This window comes from Streptomyces montanisoli (genome assembly GCF_017813245.1).
GTDB classification, from domain to species: Bacteria; Actinomycetota; Actinomycetes; order Streptomycetales; family Streptomycetaceae; genus Streptomyces; species Streptomyces montanisoli.
In genome coordinates, this window is sequence record NZ_JAGIQL010000119.1 from 1 (window position 1) to 20,754 (window position 20,754).

General features: G+C 71.9%; 19 protein-coding genes. 11 read left to right on the top strand and 8 right to left on the bottom strand.

The genetic code is table 11. From position 1 onward, the window contains the following. From sepX to glp, 5 genes are all read right to left on the bottom strand, one after another. On the bottom strand, window positions 1–816 hold an 816-nt coding region (sepX, locus tag JFN87_RS23845; RefSeq protein WP_372449277.1), incomplete at its 3' end, for a divisome protein SepX/GlpR. Between the two features lie 239 nt (window positions 817–1,055). After that, window positions 1,056–1,682 (bottom strand): GNAT family N-acetyltransferase, encoded by a 627-nt coding sequence (locus tag JFN87_RS23850; RefSeq protein WP_209343071.1) that lies wholly within the window; start codon window positions 1,680–1,682, stop codon window positions 1,056–1,058. Continuing rightward, complete coding sequence (locus JFN87_RS23855) at window positions 1,679–2,218, bottom strand: MogA/MoaB family molybdenum cofactor biosynthesis protein (RefSeq protein WP_209343073.1); 540 nt, start codon at window positions 2,216–2,218, stop codon at window positions 1,679–1,681. The genes JFN87_RS23850 and JFN87_RS23855 overlap by 4 nt, the downstream gene beginning before the upstream one ends. Next, on the bottom strand, window positions 2,215–2,865 hold the full coding sequence (moaC, locus tag JFN87_RS23860) for a cyclic pyranopterin monophosphate synthase MoaC (RefSeq protein ID WP_372449278.1): 651 nt from the start codon (window positions 2,863–2,865) through the stop codon (window positions 2,215–2,217). Before moaC ends, JFN87_RS23855 begins: the two co-directional genes overlap by 4 nt. A 231-nt stretch (window positions 2,866–3,096) precedes the next feature. Next, window positions 3,097–4,431, bottom strand: a complete 1,335-nt coding sequence (glp, locus tag JFN87_RS23865; RefSeq protein ID WP_209343075.1) for a molybdotransferase-like divisome protein Glp — start codon at window positions 4,429–4,431, stop codon at window positions 3,097–3,099. Between the two features lie 177 nt (window positions 4,432–4,608). On the opposite strand from glp, the gene JFN87_RS23870 reads away from it, so the two are divergent. Continuing rightward, window positions 4,609–5,262: a 5-formyltetrahydrofolate cyclo-ligase gene (locus tag JFN87_RS23870; RefSeq protein WP_209343077.1), complete on the top strand. Its 654-nt coding sequence runs from the start codon at window positions 4,609–4,611 to the stop codon at window positions 5,260–5,262. A gap of 51 nt (window positions 5,263–5,313) precedes the next feature. On the opposite strand, the gene JFN87_RS23875 is transcribed toward JFN87_RS23870, so the two are convergent. Continuing rightward, the gene (locus tag JFN87_RS23875; protein ID WP_209343078.1) at window positions 5,314–8,139 is read right to left on the bottom strand and encodes a penicillin acylase family protein; all 2,826 of its coding nucleotides are present in this window, start codon (window positions 8,137–8,139) and stop codon (window positions 5,314–5,316) included. A 252-nt stretch (window positions 8,140–8,391) separates the two neighbouring features. Between JFN87_RS23875 and JFN87_RS23880 the strand changes: the two genes are divergently transcribed. The 6 genes from JFN87_RS23880 to mscL all read left to right on the top strand — a co-directional run bounded on the left by JFN87_RS23880 (window position 8,392) and on the right by mscL (window position 14,566). Continuing rightward, the gene (locus JFN87_RS23880) at window positions 8,392–9,861 is read left to right on the top strand and encodes a potassium/proton antiporter (RefSeq protein ID WP_372449279.1); all 1,470 of its coding nucleotides are present in this window, start codon (window positions 8,392–8,394) and stop codon (window positions 9,859–9,861) included. Between the two features lie 456 nt (window positions 9,862–10,317). Continuing rightward, on the top strand, window positions 10,318–11,634 hold the full coding sequence (locus JFN87_RS23885; protein ID WP_209343079.1) for an MFS transporter: 1,317 nt from the start codon (window positions 10,318–10,320) through the stop codon (window positions 11,632–11,634). A 66-nt stretch (window positions 11,635–11,700) separates the two neighbouring features. Further along, entirely contained in the window at window positions 11,701–12,069 is a 369-nt protein-coding gene (locus tag JFN87_RS23890) for an FmdB family zinc ribbon protein (RefSeq protein WP_209343080.1), read from the top strand. A 137-nt stretch (window positions 12,070–12,206) separates the two neighbouring features. Continuing rightward, window positions 12,207–13,040 (top strand): S-methyl-5'-thioadenosine phosphorylase, encoded by an 834-nt coding sequence (locus JFN87_RS23895; protein WP_209343081.1) that lies wholly within the window; start codon window positions 12,207–12,209, stop codon window positions 13,038–13,040. A gap of 605 nt (window positions 13,041–13,645) precedes the next feature. Continuing rightward, entirely contained in the window at window positions 13,646–13,927 is a 282-nt protein-coding gene (locus JFN87_RS34410) for an RcpC/CpaB family pilus assembly protein (protein WP_307865576.1), read from the top strand. Between the two features lie 138 nt (window positions 13,928–14,065). Beyond that, window positions 14,066–14,566: a large conductance mechanosensitive channel protein MscL gene (gene mscL, locus JFN87_RS23905; protein WP_307865577.1), complete on the top strand. Its 501-nt coding sequence runs from the start codon at window positions 14,066–14,068 to the stop codon at window positions 14,564–14,566. A 22-nt stretch (window positions 14,567–14,588) separates the two neighbouring features. Here mscL and JFN87_RS23910 read toward each other — a convergent pair whose 3' ends face one another. Then, complete coding sequence (locus tag JFN87_RS23910) at window positions 14,589–14,840, bottom strand: hypothetical protein (RefSeq protein ID WP_209343083.1); 252 nt, start codon at window positions 14,838–14,840, stop codon at window positions 14,589–14,591. Window positions 14,841–14,932: 92 nt separating this feature from the next. Between JFN87_RS23910 and JFN87_RS23915 the strand changes: the two genes are divergently transcribed. The 3 genes from JFN87_RS23915 (at window position 14,933) to JFN87_RS23925 (ending at window position 18,114) form a co-directional block, all read left to right on the top strand. Next, a complete protein-coding gene (locus tag JFN87_RS23915; protein ID WP_209343084.1) occupies window positions 14,933–16,198 on the top strand; it encodes a low temperature requirement protein A in 1,266 nt (421 codons plus the stop codon). Beyond that, entirely contained in the window at window positions 16,191–17,261 is a 1,071-nt protein-coding gene (locus JFN87_RS23920; RefSeq protein WP_307865578.1) for a P1 family peptidase, read from the top strand. The genes JFN87_RS23915 and JFN87_RS23920 overlap by 8 nt, the downstream gene beginning before the upstream one ends. 109 nt (window positions 17,262–17,370) lie before the next feature. Continuing rightward, window positions 17,371–18,114 carry a DUF6227 family protein gene (locus JFN87_RS23925; RefSeq protein WP_209343085.1) on the top strand — a complete coding sequence of 248 codons (744 nt, stop codon included), beginning with the start codon at window positions 17,371–17,373 and terminating at the stop codon, window positions 18,112–18,114. 59 nt (window positions 18,115–18,173) lie between these two features. Here the strand turns inward: JFN87_RS23925 and JFN87_RS23930 are convergent, their stop codons facing one another. Then, complete coding sequence (locus tag JFN87_RS23930) at window positions 18,174–19,745, bottom strand: MFS transporter (RefSeq protein ID WP_209343087.1); 1,572 nt, start codon at window positions 19,743–19,745, stop codon at window positions 18,174–18,176. A gap of 62 nt (window positions 19,746–19,807) precedes the next feature. Between JFN87_RS23930 and JFN87_RS23935 the strand changes: the two genes are divergently transcribed. Then, window positions 19,808–20,754 (top strand): helix-turn-helix transcriptional regulator (locus JFN87_RS23935; RefSeq protein WP_209343089.1); only part of this gene is annotated, 947 nt, incomplete at its 3' end.

The following is a 20,754-nucleotide window of genomic DNA, read 5'->3' on the forward strand; positions in this document are numbered from 1 at the left end:
GGCCGTGGCCGGGCGGCGGCCGCCGCGCGTCTCGCGCAGCCGCAGCGCGGCCGCCTCGGCCCTGCGGCGGTCCATGGTGAAGGCGAAGCGCCGGCGTTCCTTCACCCGCAGGTGCGCGATGTAGACGCTGAGCAGCACCGCGGGCACGGCGGGCGCCCACAGCAGGCGCAGCCCGCCGACGGCGGCGGCGACCGCGCCCGCCGTGAAGGCGAGGAAGAGCAGCACCGTCGTACGTCGGCGGCGCGCCAGGACCTTGGAGCGGCGCGCACGCGTGGCGCGGTCGGGCTCGGCGGGGCGGCGGCGCGCGGCGGGGGCAGGGGCGGATGCGGGCCTTCGCCGGGAGGCGGAGCCGTGGTCGTGGGCGGAACGGCCGTCGCGGGCCGGGCCGTGGGCGTGGCGCGACGGCCGCGCCTCGGCCTGGTCGTCCCGGCGCACCTCGATGCGCGCCTCCGTCAGCGCCGGCGGCGCCGAGTAGGCGCGCACGTCGACCGAGCTGATGGACTCGTCCCGGGCGTCGGGGCCGTTCGGGTCGTCGAGGCCATCGAGATCGTCGAGGCCGTCGGGTTCCGCGCCCGGCGCGTCGTGCACGGCGGGCGCGCCGGAGGGGGCCTGCGCCTGCTCGCCGGTGCGTTCCCGCAGGTCTTTCGCGTAGCGACGCTCCATGGCCGCCCGTCCGGACAGCAGCCGGATAGCGGTGCTGAAGCGTTCCGTGGGACGGGCCTCGTTGAGCTCGTCCTGCCTGCGGAGCCACATCGGGACCAAGTAGGCGGCCCAGGCCCCGACGATGACTGCGTAGATGAGGCCGCTGCTGCTCACGCTTCACACCGTAGAGGGATTCGCGGGACCCCATCAGCCAATTCATGCGGTGTGTCGCACGATCTGGCTGATATCACTGAACTTTTTTGTGATTTCCCGATCGACTGATGGCCGGACTGGTGTCACGCGACGTCGACGCCCTGCTCAATATCGAACGTTTATTTTATTTGCTTGCCGGAGGACTGAGGGACGAATCGACTCGCGGAATTCGAACGCATTTCGAACGCAGGGGCGCCGGCTTACTCCCCCGGCGTCCTCCTGCGTTGCGCCTGGCGCCAGCGGCGCACCAGCCCCTCGGGGACTTCCTCCGCGGTCACCGCGAAGACGAGATGGTCGCGCCACGCACCGTCGATGTGGAGGTAGCGCGGCCGCGTCCCCTCCTCGCGGAAGCCGAGTTTCTCGACGACCCTGCGGCTCGGCCCGTTCTCCGGCCGGATGCAGACTTCGAGACGGTGCAGCCCGAGCGCCTGGAAGCAGTGGTCGATCGCCAGCGCGACCGCCATCGGCATCACGCCGCGGCCGGCCACCTCGCGGTCGATCCAGTAGCCGACATGGCCCGAGCACATCGAGCCCCAGGTGATGCCCGCCACGGTCAGCTGCCCGACGAGCCGCCCCCGGTACTCGATCACGAACGGCAGCATCCGGCCGGCGCGCGCCTCCTTCTTGAGGTGGCGCACCATCTGACGGTACGTCGGCCGCTGCGCGGGCGGCGCGCCGGGCGACGAGGGCGGGATCGTCGCCTCCCAGGGACGCAGCCAGTCCCTGTTGCGTCGGTTGACGTCGCGCCAGGCGCGCTGGTCGCGCAGCCTTATCGGGCGGAGGGCGATGTCGCCGTCCACCAGGACCACCGGCCAGGCGGGGTTCATCCGCCGGTACGGGGGTGATCGGCGCCGCGGAGCTGGTCCACCGCGTGCGACAGCAACTCGCCGAGGACGGCGAGGCCGTCGCGCACCCCGCCCGTCGAGCCGGGCAGGTTGACGATCAGGGTGCGGCCCGCCACGCCGGCGAGGCCACGCGAGAGCGCCGCCGTGGGCACCTTGGCGACGCCGCGCGCGCGGATGGCCTCCGCGATGCCAGGCACCTCGTGGTCCAGCACCCGCCGGGTGGCCTCAGGCGTGCGGTCCGTCGGCGAGATGCCCGTGCCGCCGGTGGTGACGACGACGTCATAGCCGGCGGCGACCGCGTCCCGCAGCTCGTGCTCCACGGGGTCGCCGTCCGGCACCACGCGCGGGCCGTCGACGGCGAAGCCGAGTCCGGTGAGGGCGGTGACGATCAGCGGGCCGCCGGTGTCCTCGTAGACACCGGCCGCGGCGCGGTTGGAGGCGGTGACCACGACGGCGCGGTAGCCCTTGGACCCGGCCTGCCGAGCGGACTGCCGGGCGGGCGTCGCTCCGGCGCTCACGCGGCGCCTCCGGCGTCCGGGGCCGCCACGGGATCCGCGCCCGCGGTGTGCGCGCCGTCGGCATCCGCTTTCGCGGCGTCCGCGCTCGCGGCGCTCGCGGGCGCGTTGCCGCGCGACCACGTGCCCGACTTTCCGCCGCTCTTCTCCTCGACCCGCACGTCCGTGATCACGGCCCCCTTGTCGACGGCCTTGACCATGTCGACCACCGTGAGCGCGGCGACCGACACCGCCGTCAGCGCCTCCATCTCGACGCCCGTGCGGTCCGTCGTCTTCACGGTGGCCGCGATCTCCACGGCGTCGTCCGCGACGGTCAGGTCTACCTTGACGCCCGAGACCGCGAGCGGGTGGCACAGGGGCACGAGGTCCGGCGTGCGCTTGGCGCCCATGATGCCCGCGATACGGGCGACGGCGAGGGCGTCGCCCTTCGGTACTCCCCCGCCGCGCAGCAGCGCGACGACGTCGGGCGAGACGAGCACCCGGCCCGAGGCGCGTGCGACACGCGCGGTGACGTCCTTCGCCGACACGTCCACCATGCGGGCCGCGCCCGTCTCGTCGACGTGCGTCAGGCCGCCTCCGGGCGGGGCGGTGTGCCGGGGGCCCTCGGGTCCCTGGCGTCCGGGGCTGTCCCCCGGCGGAATCGCGGTCATACGGTGTGACGCTCCCGGTCCTGGCCCGTGCTGGGGGCCCTCCGTGGCCCTGTGTGGGCAGCCAACGGTACCGCCACGGCACGCTCGCCGCCGGGTCAGGCCGCCCTCCTGGCGTGGGCGGACACTCCGTCCACGGCCCATATGTCCGCCTCTGCGCCCACCGGTCCGCGCCGTCCCGGCCCGCGTTTCCCGCGGCGCCGCGCTGCCGGCTTCCGCGCCCGCCCCGCTTCGTCAGCCCAGCAGCACCACGTCCAGTTCCGTGCCGGGCTCCACCGTCACCGTGTCCTCGTCCACGACGACCAGGCAGTCCGCGTGCGCCAGCGCCGCCACGAGATGCGACCCCGCGCCCCCGACGGGCGCGGCCTCGCCCGCCTCCGCGTCGTACTTGGCCCGCAGGAACTGGCGGCGGCCCTTGGGCGACGACAGCGGCTCGTCGCAGGCCAGCTTCGCCCGCACCACCGGGCGGTGGACCTCGGGGACGCCCATCATCGCGCGGATCGCGGGCCGCACGAACAACTCGAAGGAGACGTACGAAGACACCGGGTTGCCGGGCAGCGCGAGCAGCGGCGTGTGCTCGACGCCGATCGAGCCGAACCCCTGCGGCTTGCCCGGCTGCATCGCCAGCTTGCGGAAGTCGATCCCGCTTCCCGGCTCGTCCTCGTCGCCCACGGAGGACAGCGCCTCCTTGACGACGTCGTACGCGCCGACGCTGACGCCGCCCGTGGTCACCAGGAGGTCCGCGCGCACCAACTGGTCCTCGATCGTGGAGCGGAGCGTGTCCGCGTCGTCGGCGACGGCGCCGACCCGGTACGCGAGCGCGCCCGCGTCACGCGCGGCGGCCGCGAGGGCGAAGCTGTTCGAGTCGTGGATCTGGCCGTGCGCCAGCTGCTCGCCGGGCTGGACCAGTTCGCTGCCGGTGGACAGCACGACGACGCGGGGACGGGGGCGCACCCGGACCGTGCCCCGCCCGACGGCCGCCAGCAGGCCGATCTGCGGCGGGCCGAGCACCGTGCCGGCCTCGAGCGCGAGCTCCCCCGCCTGCACGGCGCTGCCGGCCGCCCGCACATGCGCGCGCGCCTCGGCCGAGCGGTAGACACGCACCTCGCCCGTGTCGCCGCCGGGCGCCGTGCCGGCCGGGAGCATGGAGACGACGGCACCGCCGCCCGCGCCGCCGTCGGTCCACTCCACGGGGACGACGGCCTCGGCGCCGGGCGGCAGCGGGGCGCCCGTCATGATCCTCGCGGCCTGCCCAGGCCCGACCTCGGGCAACTCGGCGCTGCCCGCGGCTACATCCCCGACGACGGTCAGCACCGCGGGGAACTCGTCCGTCGCGCCGCTGAGATCGGCGGTACGCACCGCGTACCCGTCCATGGAGCTGTTGTCGAAGGGCGGCAGGGACGTCTGCACGACGACGTCCTCCACGAGGACACAGCCCTGCGCGTCGGCCAGGGGGAGGTCGATGGGGGCGAGCGGGCGGATCGCGGCGAGGATGTCGGCCACATGTTCCTCGACCGTCCACAACTGCTCGCCCCGGCCTGCCGGTGCCGACTCTGCCGTGCTGCTCAAGGTGGCCACATCTCCTCGCTGACATCTGCTGACACTGACGTACCCGCGTAGCCGGGTCCGGATCCCCGGGCCCTGCCTTCACGTTCGCATGCGAGTCTGACAATGGCACGGAGGAAGCCGTCGCGCGGCCTGTGCCGCGGGGCTTCGACCCGGAACACGAGAGGGCATGTGCACGCGATGCGCGACGGGGAGAACCAGGGGCCGACCGGGGCGGCCGGAACAGGCGGGGCGAACAGCGGCAAGGCCGTCCTGCGGCGCGAACTCCTCGACGCGCGCGCCCTCATGCCGGTCGGCGAAAGAGCCGCCGCCGCGTCCGCGCTCGCCGTGCGCGCCCTGGACCTGCCGGAACTGGCATCGGCACGAACGGTCGCCGCGTATGTCTCGGTGGGGCGCGAACCGGGCACGCGCGCGCTCCTTGACGCGCTTCACGCCCGGGGCGTACGCGTGTTGCTGCCTGTCCTGATGCACGACAACGACCTCGACTGGGCAGCGTACGAGGGGGCGGAGTCACTGGCGCGGGCGCCGCGTGGCCTGCTCGAACCGGTGGGCGACCGGCTCGGCAGCGACGCTGTGCTCGGCGCGCGGGTGGTGCTCGTCCCGGGCCTCGCCGTGGACGGGCGCGGGATGCGGCTGGGGCGCGGCGGCGGGTCGTACGACCGCGTGCTGGCGCGGCTCGCGCGCGCAGGCGCACGGCCGGTGCTCGCTGTGCTGCTGTACGAGGGCGAGGTGATCGAGCGCGTCCCGGCGGAGCGCCACGACCGCCCCGTCGACGCGGCGGTGACGCCCGCCGGCGTGATCCGCTTCGCCGGGGCGGCGGGCCAGGAGCCGTAGGCGCGGACCCGTGGCCGGGCTCGGCGCCCGGCGCCCGACGTTCCCCGGCGCCTACGGCTTGAGCGTCAGCTTGTCCTTCGTCGCCTTGTTCACGGCGTCGATGCCGAAGGCCCAGGGCAGCAGGTCGCCGTCCTCCCACATCTTCGTCTGGTCGGTGTAGTGCGCGCTGTACGCGTGCCCCGACGCGCCCGTCAGGTTGATCCACCGCGACTTGTCCCAGTCGCCGACGTTGACCACCATCCTCATCGAGGGGACGGTCGTCACCTCGTACCCGGCGGCCGCGTTCCAGCTCGTCGCGTCGACGGCGGACCCGCCGCCGGACAGCTTGTAGGGGCCGCGGTTGAGCAGCGACTTCACTATGCCGGGGCCGCTGGTGCCGAGCGTGCTGTTCTTCAGCGTGAGCGTGTGCAGCCGGCCCCAGCTCCACGTGGACATGTCCTTGCCCAGCTTCGCCGTGAGTTCCCAGCGGGCGTCCTTCATGGCGCGGGCGAACAGCTGGTCGCGCGTCGTGGTGGCCTTGTCGAGTCGGTCGCCCTCCGAGGACCACCAGCTGTTGTGGTCGTCCTTGAGGATGTTCTCGACGACCTCGAACCAGCGGTCACCGCCGTCCGGCTGCGCCGTGTCCGCCGACCGCTCGCCGCACTCGCGCACGAGCTTGTCGACGTCCGGCGGTCCTGTGCTGTCCGCGGGGTGCACCTCGAGGCACTGGCCCTTGACGCGCACCTCCTTGGGGAGCTTGTCACCGAACGCGAGCATCAGGATGTTGCGCCAGACCGCGTTGAAGTAGGCGGCCGCCGCCGAGTCCGCGTCCTGGGTGTAGTCCCAGTTCTCCAGCAGCTTCTGGCCCTGACGCACGGACGGGTCGGTCACGCCGTTCTTCGCCAGGTCGTCCTTCAGCAGGTAGGGCACCAGTTGCTTGGCGATCTCGCTGGTGTTGTCCATCTGCAGGGCCTGCATGTCGTCCGTCGAGATCTTGCCGCCGTCCTTGGTCTTCGACTCGATCAGGTCGGTGATGCGCTGGCTGCGGGTGCCGTAGTCCCAGTCCGTCGTCAGCAGGTACGGGTACTTCTTGGCGTCGATGACCGCCTGGTTGGCGGTCACGATGAAACCGCGCTCGGGGTTGTACTCGTAGGGCATGGCGTCGAACGGGACCGGCTTCTTCTTCCAGTGGTACGCCGGGTCCCAGCCGGGCGCCGGCATGCGCCCGTCGCCCTTGGCGCGGACCGGGACCCTGCCGGGCGCCTGATAGCCGATGTTGCCGTCGGTGTCCGCGTAGACGAGGTTCTGCGAGGGGACCTCGAAGTCGCGCGCGGCCGAGCGGAACTGCGAGAAGTTCTGCGCCTTGTCGAGCTCGAAGACGGCGTCCATCGTCTTGCCGGGGGTCAGCGCCGTCCACTCGAGCGAGACCGCGTAGCCGCTGCCGCGGTCGGGGGCGAGGTTGGCCACGGGCGCCTGCTGCCCGACCTTCGCCAGTTCCTCGTCCCGGTCGGAGACCACGGGACCGTGGACGGTGGAGCGGACCACGATGGTCTTGCTGCCGCCGCCGGCGACCTTGATCGTCTCCTTGCGGGTGGTGAACTTCTTGCGGTCGTTGCCGTACTGGTAGGTGTCGCCGTCGACCTTCTCCAGGTAGAGGTCCGTCACGTCGGCGCCGAGGTTGGTCATCCCCCAGGCGATGTCCGCGTTGTGGCCGATGATCACGCCGGGCATGCCGGAGAACGTGTAACCGGACACGTTGTACTGGCAGGACGGCGAGATCGTGCGGCAGTGCAGCCCCATCTGGTACCAGATGGACGGCAGGTTCGGCGACAGGTGCGGGTCGTTCGCCAGCAGGGGCTTGCCGGTGGTCGTGAGCTTGCCGGAGACGACCCAGGAGTTCGAGCCGACGCCGCTTCCGCTGCCGCTCGGGCCGAACAGCTGCGGGATCGCGTCGATGGAGTCCGAGAGCGAGCCGAGCTGCGAGTCCAGCGCCTCGGTCGCGCCGGACGCCGTGCTCGCGTCGTTCCTGTACGAGGCTGCCGACCCGTTCGTCGACAGGCCCTGCGTGCCGGCCCCGGAGCCGCTGCCGGTTCCTGTGCCGGTGCTCGTGCTGTTGGACTGGTCGCCCGCGGTCGCCTTGGGGTCGAACGTGCCGTTGGTGACGGCGCCGCCCTGGACGATCGGCTTGTTCTTGGCTGTGGGGTACGGCGGGTACAGCTGGTCGATCTGCTTCATGCTGAGCCTACTGGTCAGCAGCGAGCGGTCGATCTCGTCCTGCATGTTGCCGCGCAGGTCCCAGGCCATCGCCTTGAGCCAGGCCACCGAGTCGACGGGCGTCCACTTGGCCGGCGTGTAGTCGCCGGTCAGGTTGAGCGCCGCGTACTCGACGGAGATGTCCTTCGCCGGCCGGCCCTTCAGGTAGGCGTTGACGCCGTCCGAGTACGCCTGGAGGTTCTTCTTCGTCTCCGGCGAGAGCTTGTGGTCGTACTCTTCCTGTGCCACCCGGTGCCAGCCGAGCGTGCGCAGGAACGCGTCCGTGTTCACCTGGCTCTTGCCGAACATCTCGGACAGCCGGCCCGAGGTCATGTGGCGCCGGACGTCCATCTCGTAGAAACGGTCCTGCGCCTGCACGTACCCCTGCGCGCGGAACAGGTCCGCGTCGCTGTTCGCGTAGATCTGCGGGATGCCGTAGCTGTCGCGCTCCACGTCCACGGGGCCGTCGAGCCCCTTGAGCTGTATCGAGCCCGTTGTCTGCGGCAGTGAGGCGCGGACCGTGCCGACACCCCAGTACGCGCCGTACCCGATCCCCGCGACCAGTGCCACTACCAGGACGAGCACGACCAGACGGGCGCGTCGCCCCTTCTTCTTGGCGTGAGGGGGAGCCGTGTTGGCGGGCATCGCTGTCCTTCGCGGGGCAGGGTGGTCCAGAAAACGCTGCAGCAACCATAGGCGCACTCGTCAGGTCACTCGGACGCGGAGTCAGCTTGGGCCGTTTCGGTGATCGCACGCACGCTCGAAGGCATCAAGAAAGCGTTAAAGATTAGGTAAGGTAACAAAGTACCGGTCCACCGGAGACCGGGGCCGGAGGAACGATCCGGCACGCGTGCGAGGAAGGATCGGCCCCTGACTGTCCACCAGCTCAATGTCCTGTTGCTCATCTGCTCCCTGGTCCTGCTCGTCTCGGTTGCCGCCGTACGCATCTCGTCCCGGAGCGGGCTGCCCAGCCTGCTGATCTACCTGGGGATCGGCGTCGCGATGGGGCAGGACGGCTTGTTCCACGTGCACTTCGACAACGCCGAACTGACACAGGTCATCGGCTATGCGGCACTCGTCGTGATCCTCGCCGAGGGCGGACTCGGCACGAAGTGGAAGGACATCAAGTCCTCCCTGCCCGTCGGCATCACCCTGTCGACGCTGGGCGTCGGCATCAGCATCGGCGTGACCGCCGCCGCTGCCCACTATCTCGTCGGCCTCGACTGGCGCCAGGCACTGATCATCGGCGCGGTCGTCTCCTCCACCGATGCCGCGGCCGTCTTCTCCGTGCTGCGGCGCGTGCCCCTCCCCACCCGGGTCACCAGCGTCCTCGAGGCGGAATCGGGCTTCAACGACGCCCCCGTGGTGATCGTCGTGGTCGCCCTCTCCTCCACCGGGCACGTTTCCAGCTGGTACGTCCTCGTCGGGGAGATCCTCCTGGAGCTGCTGATCGGCGCCTGTGTGGGCATCGCCGTCGGCTACGTGGGCGCCTTCGGGCTGCGGCGCGTGGCTCTCCCGGCCTCCGGGCTCTATCCGATCGCCGTCATGGCCATCGCGGTCTCCGCCTACGCCCTCGGTGCGACCGCGCACGGCAGCGGCTTCCTCAGCGTGTACCTCGCCTCGATGATCCTCGGGAACGCGCGTCTCCCCCACGCCCCCGCGAACCGGGGCTTCGCCGAGGGTCTCGGCTGGATCGCGCAGATCGGCATGTTCGTCCTGCTCGGACTCCTCGTCACGCCGCACGAACTGGGCCACGACTTCTGGGCCGCCGTGATGGTCGGCCTCGTGCTCACCGTCGTCGCGAGACCCCTGTCGGTGCTCGTCAGCCTCGCGCCCTTCCGCATCCCCCGGGCGGAACAGATCCTCGTGTCCTGGGCCGGCCTGCGTGGCGCCGTGCCCATCATCCTGGCGACCATCCCGATGGTGTCCGGCATCGACGGCAGCCGCCGGATCTTCAACATCGTCTTCGTGCTCGTCGTCGTGTACACGCTGGTGCAGGGGCCGACCCTGCCCTGGCTGGCGAAGGCGCTGCGGCTCAGCAGCTCCTCGGACGCCTCCGACCTCGGCATCGAATCCGCGCCGCTGGAACGGCTGCGCGGACACCTGCTGTCCGTGGCCATCCCCCGGCGGTCGAAGATGCACGGCGTCGAGGTCGGCGAACTGCGTCTCCCCCAGGGCGCGGCCGTCACCCTCGTGGTGCGCAACGAACGCAGCTTCGTGCCGCAGCCGTCGACGCTCCTGCAACGGGGGGACGAACTCCTCGTCGTGGCCACGGACCCGGTGCGCGACGCGGTGGAGGAACGCCTGCGCGCGGTCGGACAGGGCGGCAAACTCGCGAGCTGGCTGGGCCCGGCCGACCAAAGGTGACGAGCGCCGCGGACGCCGCGGCCACCCCGGCCCCGGCCACGCCGGCCCCGGCCACCGAGGTCTGCGGGGCGGGCGCCGTCGCGCGTCCGCCTGCCGCCGCGGCCGTGTCGCCGCGCGGCGCGGTCTCCCGCCACGCGGGCTTCCGCCAAGCCCGGTGCTACGCAGCCCCCGTCGGACGATCGCCTCGCAAATCAAGGACACCTCTCCACCTCCCCTTCGTTCCATAAGCACGGTCGCTCCGTGCCTGTACGATTGACGCGCCGTGGTCGCGTTCCGGCAGTTGCTGCCACGACGGCCATGGCCAGATCCCTTCCGACTACCTCCGACGGTCGTTCCCGACCGCTCGCGACCTCGTCTGATGCAGGGCTGGCGCGGCCACGACGCCGCGCACAGCGGACAGCCCTCGGCCCGCCCCGCCGCCGGGGCGCGTCACCAGGCGGCAGAAAGGCAAGGACCGTGTCCCACACGGTCGACACCGAGAGCGCCCCCGAAGCGGCCGCCACCTCCCCCCGCCCCGGATACGGGCAGCTCCTGAGAACCCCCGGCGCCTGGACCTTCCTGCTGCCGGGCTTCGCGGCCCGCCAGCCGTTCGCGATGCTCACGATCGGCATCGTCCTGCTCGTCCAGCACACGACCGGCTCGTACGGGACGGCAGGCGCCGTCGCCGCCGTGACCGGTGTGGCCATGGCGCTGTTCGCCCCGCAGAGCGGCAAACTCGCGGACCGCCTGGGCCAGGCCACCGTGCTGGTCCCCGGCGTGCTGGTGCACGCCGCGTCCGTCGCCGCCCTCATCACGCTGGCACTCGCGGACGCCCCGCTGTGGGCGCTGTTCGCCGCCGCCGTTCCGACGGGCGCGTCGGTGCCCCAGGTCGGCCCGATGGTCCGCTCGCGCTGGGCGACCGCCCTCACCCGGACGCCCGGCACCTCGGCGCTGCTGCCGACCGCCGCGGCCTTCGAGTCCGTGACCGACGAGTTCACCTTCGTCATCGGCCCCGTGCTCGCCACCGCCCTGTGCACCGGCGTCCACCCTGCGGCCGGGCTCGCGGCCGAAGCAGCGCTCACCCTGGTGGGCGGCCTGCTCTTCGCCGCGCGCCGCACCACCCAGCCCCGGCCCACCGGGCGCCCGGCCAGGGGCAGCGGGGCGGGCAGGGCCGCCTCGGCGCTCGCCGTCCCCGGCGTGCGCGTCCTCGCCGTCGCCTTCCTCGGTGTCGGCGCCGTCTTCGGCGGGATGCAGGTCTCCCTGACCGCGTTCGCCGAGGAGATCGGCAGCCCCGGCGTGAACGGTCCGCTGTACGGCGTTTTCGCCGCCGGGAACATGATCTCCGGGCTCGTGTTCGGCGCCGTCACGTGGAAGACCGGCCCGCGGCGCAGGCTCGTGCTCGGGTACACCGGCCTGACCCTCGTCTCGGCCACACTGTGGTCAGTCCACTCCGTTCCCCTGTTCGCCGTGCTCGGCCTGCTGGCCGGGCTGTGCATCGCCCCCGCCCTGATCAGCGGCTACACCCTGGTCGACGGGCTCGTCGAGCCCTCCGCGAGGACGGAGGCCTTCACCTGGCTGACGGGCGCCGTCGCGCTGGGCCAGGCTGCCGCCGTGACGGTGGCCGGCAGGCTCACCGACGCGCATGGCGCACGCGCCGGCTTCGTCGTCCCGCTGGCAGGCACCGTCCTGGCGCTCGCCGTGCTTCTCTCCCTCCAGTCACGGCTCCTGCCACGGGGCTCGGGGCGAGGCGCCATACGTGCGATGCGTCACCGCGAGACGGCGGCAGTGGACTGACGGCGCGGAATACGTCACTATGGATCGTCGTTAGCACTCATTGAGTGAGAGTGCCAGGAGGAGCAAGTGCCGACCTACCAGTACCAGTGCACCGAATGCGGCGAGGGCCTCGAAGCGGTGCAGAAGTTCACCGATGACGCCCTGACCGTGTGCCCCAACTGCCAGGGACGCCTGAAGAAGGTGTTCTCCGCGGTCGGCATCGTCTTCAAGGGCTCCGGCTTCTACCGCAACGACAGCCGCAGCTCGTCGTCGAGCAGCGCGTCCGGTGCGAAGTCGTCCTCGTCGTCCTCCGAGTCGAAGGACTCGAAGAGCTCGAAGGACTCCTCCAAGGACGCGAAGACCACGGCGGCCTCGGCGTCGAGTTCGTCATCCTCCTCGTCCTCCTCATCGAGTGCGGGTTCGTCGAGCACCAAGAGCGGCAGCTCCGCGGCCTGAGCCGGCGAGGGCCTCCGCCCCGCTGACTCGACGGACCGCGTCGGGGGATCTCTTTTCCAGGGCCTCGGCCGCCTTCCACGGCCGGGGTCCCTCGGTGTCCGGGCCACCCGATCCGCGGCGCCGTTAGGCTGACCGCCATGGCGAACGCAGAGATCGGCGTGATCGGTGGGTCCGGCTTCTACTCCTTCCTTGAGGACGTGACCGAGGTCCAGGTGGAGACGCCCTACGGGCAACCGAGCGACTCCCTCTTCCTCGGCGAGATCGCGGGCAGGCGAGTGGCCTTCCTGCCGCGCCACGGGCGCGGCCACCACCTGCCTCCGCACCGCATCAACTACCGCGCCAATCTCTGGGCGCTGCGCTCCGTCGGCGTCCGGCAGGTGCTCGCGCCGTGCGCCGTGGGCGGGCTGCGCCCGGAGTACGGACCCGGCACCCTGCTCGTGCCGGACCAGCTGGTCGACCGTACGAAGTCCCGGCCGGCCACCTTCTACGACGGCGTTCCGCTGCCCGACGGCAGCGCTTCCAACGTCGTGCACATCTCGCTGGCCGACCCCTACTGCCCGGAGGGGCGAAAGGCCGCGCTCGCCGCGGCGCGCGGGCGTGGCTGGGAGCCCGTCGAGGACGGCGCTCTTGTCGTGATCGAGGGGCCGCGGTTCTCCACCAGGGCGGAATCCCGGTGGCACGCGGCCATGGGCTGGTCGGTCGTCGGGATGACCGGTCACCCCGAGGCCGCACTCGCACGTGAACTTGGTCTCTGCTACACCTCCATGACGCTCGTGACCGACCTTGACGCGGGAGCCGAGACGGGTGAGGGCGTCTCCCACGACGAGGTGCTGAAGGTCTTCGCCGAAAACGTGGACCGGCTGCGCACCGTGCTCTTCGACGCAGTGGGCGAACTGCAGTCGAGCGAGACCCGGGACTGCCTCTGCACGCATGCCCTGGACGGACTCGATACAGGAATTGCACTCCCGTGACCCTCGGCGGGTCAAGGACTCCAGGCCCACCGGTATCGCAACCACCCTTGTGAGTGAGCGAGTTGTTCACACCGCCGTAGTTGTCCACAGGCCTCAGCAGGATCTTGCGGAGCGAGGCAAGGTGAGTGAACGGCGACCGCATCGAAGCGGCCGCCCACTCTCACACCAGGCGGTGGTTCGCCATGTCCCGTACCTTCCAGCACGACCCGGCTCAGGCCCCGGCCTCGACTGCGGCCCGGGCTCCGGTTGCCGCTTCCGGGCACGCGCCCGTGTCCGCTCTCTCCCTGTGCGCGCGGCACCGGCCTGAGCCCGGGCCGTCGGCCCCTGCGCCACGTGGCATTCCGGCGTTCGATCCCGTGCGCGTACGGGGGCAGCGGGAGCGCCTGCGCAGAGCGGTGTCACGCAAGCAACGCGTCGTGGCGGCCGGCCTCGCGGTGACGGCGGCGGCCCTGGCGGCCACGGGCGCCGGTGGGGCCACAGGCTCCGCCGATCCCCGCCCCGCCAAACCGGAGACCGGCCCACCACACTCGAACCCGCTAGCCGGCGGCCCACCGACCGGCGCACGCCGGCAGGGCACAGGCCGCTCTCCGTTGGTCTCGGCGCCGGTGCGCATCGCCGACGCGGCGACGGTGCGCCTGCTGCGGCCGGGCGACCATGTCGATGTGATCGCGACGCCCGTTTCGGCGGCGGGCACGGTGGGAGGCGCACACCCCGAACCGCGGGCCCATGTGGTGGCGGCCAGAGCGCGCGTGGCGGAGATCCCCGAGGCCGGTGAGGACTCGGCCGTCGAGGGCGGCGCACTGCTTGTGCTGTCCGTGCCACGGGCGACGGCGACGGCTCTCGCCGGGGCGGCGTCCGTGTCACAGCTGGCGGTGACACTGTGCTGAGCCGGCCGGTGGCAGCGCCGCGCCGAACGTCGAGGTGTCAACCGTCCACACCGATGGATTGGACAGCGAGGGCACGCCCTGACGTAAGTTGCCTGGCGGATTGCCATCTCTACGGCACAGGCGAAGAAAGGCCCTTTCGTGAGCAAGGAGAAGGACAAGGAGAGCGTGCTGGCGGGCTTCAAGGCCTTCCTGATGCGCGGCAACGTGATCGATCTCGCGGTCGCCGTCGTCATCGGCGCTGCCTTCACCAGCATCGTGAACGCGGTCGTCAAGGGAGTCATAAACCCGGTGGTCGGCGCGTTCGGCACGCAGGACCTGGAGCAGTACACGTACTGCCTGCAAGCACCCTGCACGGTCGACAAGGCGGGGCAGGCGACCCACGGCATCGAGATCATGTGGGGCACGGTCCTCAGCTCCACCCTGAACTTCCTGATCACGGCGGCCGTCGTGTACTTCCTGATGGTCCTCCCGATGTCCAGGTTCCTCGCCAGGCGCGCCAGGCTCCAGGCGGCGAAGGAGCAGGAGCCGGTGGAGACGGTCGTGGAGGACAGCGAGCTGGACGTGCTGAAGGAGATCAGGGACACACTGGTCAGCCAGCGCGGGCCCAGCGACGGCACCGTGGTGCGGCAGAGCCGCTAGCGCGGGCCGGCGCCCCGGCCGTTCAAATGTGGTGGGGCGGCTTCTCGTCGAGGAACCGCGCGAGGTCGGCGGCGCTGCCGGGCTTCACGGCGGGACGCTCGCCCCAGCCGTCGTCCGTGTCATCGGCCGACCGCTGGTCGAGAGGGTCGTCGAAGACGAGTCCCGGATGCGTGGACGGCCTGGGCGACGCGGAGGCCGGCGTGGGCGGGCCGGTCTCCACGGCGGGCTCGCGTTCCACGGCGGGCCGGCGTTCCGGGTCGGGGGCGGTACTCATGCCTCCAGGGTACGGCGCCTCTCCTGGCGCCCGGCCCCGGTCGGAGGCGCGTCCGGGCCACTGGGGCGCGCGGGGTCTGATGTCCTTGTCGCATGACCTCGACGACCGCGGTGGCCAGGACAGCAGGTGTGGTGCGGCGCATGACCGCGCGGAGGCGGGACGAGGAGCACCGCGCCTCCACACCGTTGGAGCTCTTCTTCGATCTGTGTTTCGTCGTGGCCGTGGCGCAGGGGGGTGCCAGGCTCGTGCACGCTCTGGCGGAGGGGCATCCGGGCACCGGGATCATCGGCTACCTGTTCGTCTTCTGGGGCGTCTGGTGGGCCTGGATGAACTTCACCTGGTTCGCCTCGGCCTACGACTGCGACGACGTGCCGTACCGGGTCGCGACGCTCGTCCAGATCAGCGGGGTCCTGATCTACGCCGCGGGTGTGCCCCGGGCGTTCACGGAGAACGACTGGACGGTCGCCGTCATCGGCTACCTCGTGATGAGGCTGGCGCTGACGGCGCAGTGGCTGCGGGCGGCGGTCACCGAGGAAGCCGGCAGCGCGGCGAGGCGGACCGCCGTGCGGTACGCGGTGGGCGTGGCAGTGTGCCAGGCGGCGTGGGTGGCGCTGCTGGCCGCGCCGACGGACAGCCGGCGCTGGCTGTTCCTCGTCGTGATGGTGGCGGAGATGCTGGTGCCCGTGGTGGCGGAGCGCAGCCAGGAGACGCCCTGGCATCCGCATCACATCGAGGAGCGGTACGGGCTGTTCACGCTGATCGTCCTCGGCGAGACGATGTCGGCGGCGACCGTGGCCGTGCAGTCCGCGCTCGACGAGCACGAGGCCCTGGGGCGGCTGCTGCCCGTTGCGGGTGGTGGGGTGCTCATCGTGTTCACGGCGTGGTGGATCTACTTCGCGGCTCCGGTGCACGAGCGTCTGGTGAGCGACCGGCAGGCGATCCCCTGGGGCTACGGACACTTCGTGATCTTCGCTTCGGCGGCCGCCATCGGGGCGGGGCTGGAGGTCGCGGTCGAATACGCGGTCGGGGCAGCGCACATCTCGGCCCGGGCGGCGGGCGCCGCCGTGGTGGTCCCCGCGGCCGTGTTCCTGCTCACCGTGTGGCTGCTGCACGCACGCCACTTCAAGCGAGGTCTGGCGCAGCAGGCCCTGCTTCCTGTCGCGGCGGTCGCGGTCGTGTGCTGCGTGTTCGCCGGGGAGTGGGCGGTGCCGGCGGCAGGGCTCGTCTCGGCGGTGACGGTGGCGGTCGGGGTGACGTTGTCCGCCAGGTCCGCGGTGGCCGGTGGCCCCGAGGGGACGCCGGAGGCGCGGCAGCCGGGCGGCGCGGCGCACGGAGCGAAGGAGGCGCGGGGTGAGTGATGGGGAACGGCGCGGCTCGTTGACCGACGTGGCCGGTCTGCGGGTCGGGCACGCGGAGGTCGCCGGTGAGCGGGCGCTGACGGGTACGACGGTGGTGCTCGCGCCCGACGGCGGGGTGACGGCCGCTGTGGACGTGCGGGGCGGCGGCCCGGCGACGCGCGAGACGGAGGCGCTGGATCCGCGCAACCTGGTGGACCGGGTGGAGGCCGTCGTGCTGACGGGGGGCAGCGCGTACGGGCTCGACGCTGCCTCCGGTGTGGTGGCCTGGCTGGAGGAGCGGGGGCGCGGTGTGCGGATCCCCGATCGCCGGCACGTGGTGCCTGTGGTGCCGGCCGCGGCCGTGTTCGATCTGGGGCGCGGCGGCGAGTGGGGGATCAGGCCGGATGCGGCCACCGGGCGCGCGGCCGTGGAGGCGGCGGCCGCGTCGCGTGAGCGAGCCGCGGTCGTGGAGGGCTCGGTCGGGGCGGGCAGGGGTGCCGCGGTCGGCCCGCTGAAGGGCGGGGTCGGTTCGGCCAGTACCGTCCTCGGCGCCTCGGGCATCACCGTGGCGGCGCTGGTCGTGGCGAATGCGGCGGGCTCAGTGGTCGATCCGCTCACCGGGGTGCTGTACGGCCGCTACTTCGAGGGCCGTGTCGGCTACCCGCCGGCGGAGGTGCACGAGGCGGCGCGGGTGCGGCTCGAAGGCCTGCGGGAGGGCGCGGGCCCGGCGCCGTTGAACACCACGCTCGCCGTGGTGGCCACGGACGCGGACCTGAGCCGGTCGCAGGCTCAGAAGATGGCCGGCACCGCCCATGACGGCATCGCGCGCGCCGTCAGACCAGTCCATCTTCTGAATGACGGGGACACGGTTTTCGGGCTGGCCACCGGTGTGGTCCCGCTCCGTGCGGGCATGCCGGCGCTGAACGAGGTCCTGGCGGCGGCCGCCGACGTGGTCACGCGTGCGATCGTTCGTGCGGTGCTCGCGGCGGAGAGTGTCAGCGGCCCGGGGGGCGTGTTCCCCTCGTACCGGGAGCTGTACGGACCTGACCGATGGAGTGGAGGTTCCTTGACGAGATCGGATTGAAACTCACCGAATCGCGCCTTGTTTTCCCAAACTGTGGACGTGATCTCACCCCAAGGGGCTACGGTATGCGTTCACGACGTGACACCTGGCGATGTCGGGGAGATCCCTCTTGAACGGTCCGTACGAGACGACCGAGGCGCACATCCAGCGGCTGCTGGAGCGCTCGCTCAACTCCTTCGCACTGCCCGCCGCTCTGGTCGGGCGGCTGGACTCCGCTCTGGCGCACGCCAGTTCGCTGTCCTCGGCGTACCACAGCAAGGGCCGTCACCGTGAGACGTACCGGCACACGTTCCTGCTCTCGGACGGCAGCGCGCTGACCCTGTGGGAGGTGGTCCACACCACCGGCCACGACGGCACGCCGCTGTACGAGCTGTTCGCGGCCGAGGCGGACGCGCGGGAGGCGTCGACCAGGCTGTTAGACGGAGAGGGCCGGTCCGGGCGGATCGACTTCGACGGGCCCGACTTCGGTGTGCGGATCTCACCCGGTGAGGTGCTCGCCGCTTCCGCGGCCGCGCTGCCCAGGCTGTACGTCAGCGACAACTCCCCCGACCACGCGCGCCGTGTGCTGCGGCGCGCGGAGAACGCCGACCGGCCGGGCGAGGAGACGGCCCGCAGGCTGCGCACGGCCTTCGCCCACCACATCGCCCAGGTCTTCGGTCACTGGTGCCATCCGGCCGAGCGGAACGCCGGGTTCATGCTGTACGAGCACGCGTTCCTCCTGATCGACGGGACGGAGACCAGCCTGTGGGAGGTCGAGCACACGGCGACGCCCGACGGTCGCCACATGTGTGAGGTCTACGCGGACGAGCTGGCGGCAAGGACCGCGCTTGACCTCAGGACCCGCGTCCGCTGAGCCGGGCGGGCAAGGAACCCGGCTCCGGCCCGGCGGAAAAGGCCCGGCGGAAAACGGGGTCAGGGCCGCGGCGCCTCGTGGTTCGACCGGCGCGGCAGGGCGAACATGACCAGGAAGATCAGGGCGAGCACGGCCATCACCCACCACATGGCGTGCTGGAAGCCGGACACGTAGGCGGGGCCCAGGTCTGCCGGGGCGTGGACGCGGCCGTCGACGGGCCCGTAGAAGACGACGGCGACGAGGCCGAGCCCCAGCGCGTTGCCCATCTGCATCGTGGTGTTGATGAGCCCGGACGCGGAGCCGGAGTGTTCACGGGGGACGTCGGCGAGCACCGCGTCCGTCAGGGGCGCCACGATCAGGCCCATGCCGAGACCCATGACGGCGAGGGGCAGCACCATCTGCCACGGGTGGATGCCGGTGCCGTAACGGGCGGCCTCCCCCACGTAGATCAGCAGGCCGGCGATCATCAGCAGCGCGCCGGCCTGGAGGACCTTCCGGCCGAAGCGCGGCACCAGCGCCTGCACGGAGCCGGCGGCGGCGCAGGACACGGCGACCGAGAAGGGCACGCTGGTCAGGCCGGCCCGCAGCGGGCTCCAGCCGAGGCCCATCTGCATGTAGAGCGTCCACACGAGGAAGAAGATGCCCATGACCAGACCGAAGGTCAGCTGTACGGCGATCCCTCCGGCGAAGCTCTTGATACGGAACAGCGAGAGCTCGACCAGCGGTGATCCGTCCTTGCGGGTCTTGCGCCTTTCGTAGGCGACGAAGAGGGCGAACACCGCGAGACTGCCCGCCATGCACAGGTGACCCCACAGGGGCCAGCCCAGCTCGCGGCCGCGGGTGAGCGGGTAGATCAGCATCAGCAGGCCGGCGGTGACGAGGACGACGCCGGGCAGGTCGAGGCGGAGGGCGTGCGGCGCCTTCGACTCCCTGATGAAGCGGCGGCCCAGCAGGAGGCCGGCGAGGCCGACGGGGAGGTTGATGAGGAAGATCGGGCGCCACTCGAGTCCGCCGACGTTCCACTCCGTCAGGAGCGCGCCCAGCAGGGGCCCCGACACGGCGCCGAGGCCGACGATCGCGCCGAACAGCCCGAAGACCTTGCCGCGTTCGTGGTCAGGGAAGGTGGCGTGGACGATCGCGAGCACCTGAGGCACCATCATCGCCGCGGTGGCGCCCTGCAGCAGGCGCGAGCCGACCAGCATCTCCGGGTTCGCCGCGAGCCCGCAGAGCGCTGAGGCGACGGTGAAGCCGGAGATTCCGATCAGGAAGAGACGCTTCCGTCCGAAGATGTCCCCCAGCCGACCACCGGTGATCAGGGCGGCGGCGAAAGCGATCGCGTAGCCGGCGGTGATCCACTGGACGGCGCCGAAGGAGGCGCCCGTGTCCCGTTCGATGCTCGGGATGGCCACGTTGACGATGGTGGCGTCGACCAGGTCCATGAAGGCCGCGGTCATGACGATCGCCAGGGCGAACCAGCGGCGGCGGTCGGCCGGCGCAGGCGAAGGGGAGGGCGGCTGCGCCGTCCGCGCAGGGCCGTCCGAGGCACCGCCACCGGGGCGGGCATCACCAGGGACGGGCGCGGTGGTCGCGGGCTGCTTCAGTGCTGTGTCCGAAGGGGTCGGAGAGGTCATGAAGCAGACGCTAGGCGGCCTCTAGGCCAGAACATGTCCTAAACGGCGGGCACCATGGGGCCATGACGGACACACCGGGGCGCCTCCTCACCCTGCTCTCGCTCCTGCAGACTCCGCGTGAGTGGCCGGGCAGCGAGCTGGCCGGACGCCTCGGCGTCAGTCCGCGCACCATCCGGCGCGACATCGACCGGCTGCGCGACCTCGGATATCCCGTCGAGGCGACCAAGGGAGCCGTCGGCGGCTACCGGCTCGTCGCCGGCACAGCCATGCCTCCGCTCGTCCTCGACGACGAGGAGGCCGTCGCCATCGCCGTGGGCCTGCGCGCGGGCGCGGGTCACGCGATCGAGGGAGTCGAAGAGGCGTCCGTGCGGGCCCTGGCGAAGCTGGAGCAGGTGCTGCCGTCCCGGCTGCGGCACCGTGTCTCCTCCCTCCAGCAGGCCACCATCCCGCTGACCCGGGGAGACGGCGCCAGCGTCGACCCGAAGGCGCTCACCACCATGGCGGCCGCCGTGACCGGCACGGAGCGCCTGCGCTTCGCCTACCGCTCGGGAGAGGGGGCACGGACCAGGAGGCACGTCGAGCCCTACCGGCTCGTCTCGACGGGCCGGCGCTGGTACCTCGTCGCCTACGACCTGGAGCGCCAGGACTGGCGCACCTTCCGGGTGGACCGGGTGGGTGAGGCCTTCGCCACCGGGGCCCGCTTCACGCCCAGGGAGCTGCCCTCGGGTGACGCGGCACAGTTCCTCGCGGAGTCGATGGCCAGGCGCGGCCCCCGCGTCGAGGTGGTCGTGGGCTTCGCCGTGCCGGTGGAGGAGCTGGCCGCACGGCTGCCGCCGTACTTGGGCCCGCCCGAGTCGACCGGAGCGTGCAGCTGCCGGCTGCGCATGGAGTGGGGCGACTCGCTGGAGTGGCTGGCCATGCGGCTGGCGCTGCTGGGGTACGAGTTCACGGTGCACGCCCCCGACGAGCTGGCGCGGTGCGCCGCCGCGCTCGGCGGCCGGCTCAGCCG

Coding starts and splice junctions, on each gene's coding strand:
- JFN87_RS23875 (WP_209343078.1), bottom strand. CDS start 8,139: ATGCCCGCCAACACGGCTCCCCCTCACGCCAAGAAGAAGGGGCGACGC.
- JFN87_RS23910 (WP_209343083.1), bottom strand. CDS start 14,840: ATGAGTACCGCCCCCGACCCGGAACGCCGGCCCGCCGTGGAACGCGAG.
- JFN87_RS23915 (WP_209343084.1), top strand. CDS start 14,933: ATGACCTCGACGACCGCGGTGGCCAGGACAGCAGGTGTGGTGCGGCGC.
- JFN87_RS23850 (WP_209343071.1), bottom strand. CDS start 1,682: ATGAACCCCGCCTGGCCGGTGGTCCTGGTGGACGGCGACATCGCCCTC.
- JFN87_RS23870 (WP_209343077.1), top strand. CDS start 4,609: ATGCGCGACGGGGAGAACCAGGGGCCGACCGGGGCGGCCGGAACAGGC.
- JFN87_RS23930 (WP_209343087.1), bottom strand. CDS start 19,745: ATGACCTCTCCGACCCCTTCGGACACAGCACTGAAGCAGCCCGCGACC.
- JFN87_RS23895 (WP_209343081.1), top strand. CDS start 12,207: ATGGCGAACGCAGAGATCGGCGTGATCGGTGGGTCCGGCTTCTACTCC.
- moaC (WP_372449278.1), bottom strand. CDS start 2,865: ATGACCGCGATTCCGCCGGGGGACAGCCCCGGACGCCAGGGACCCGAG.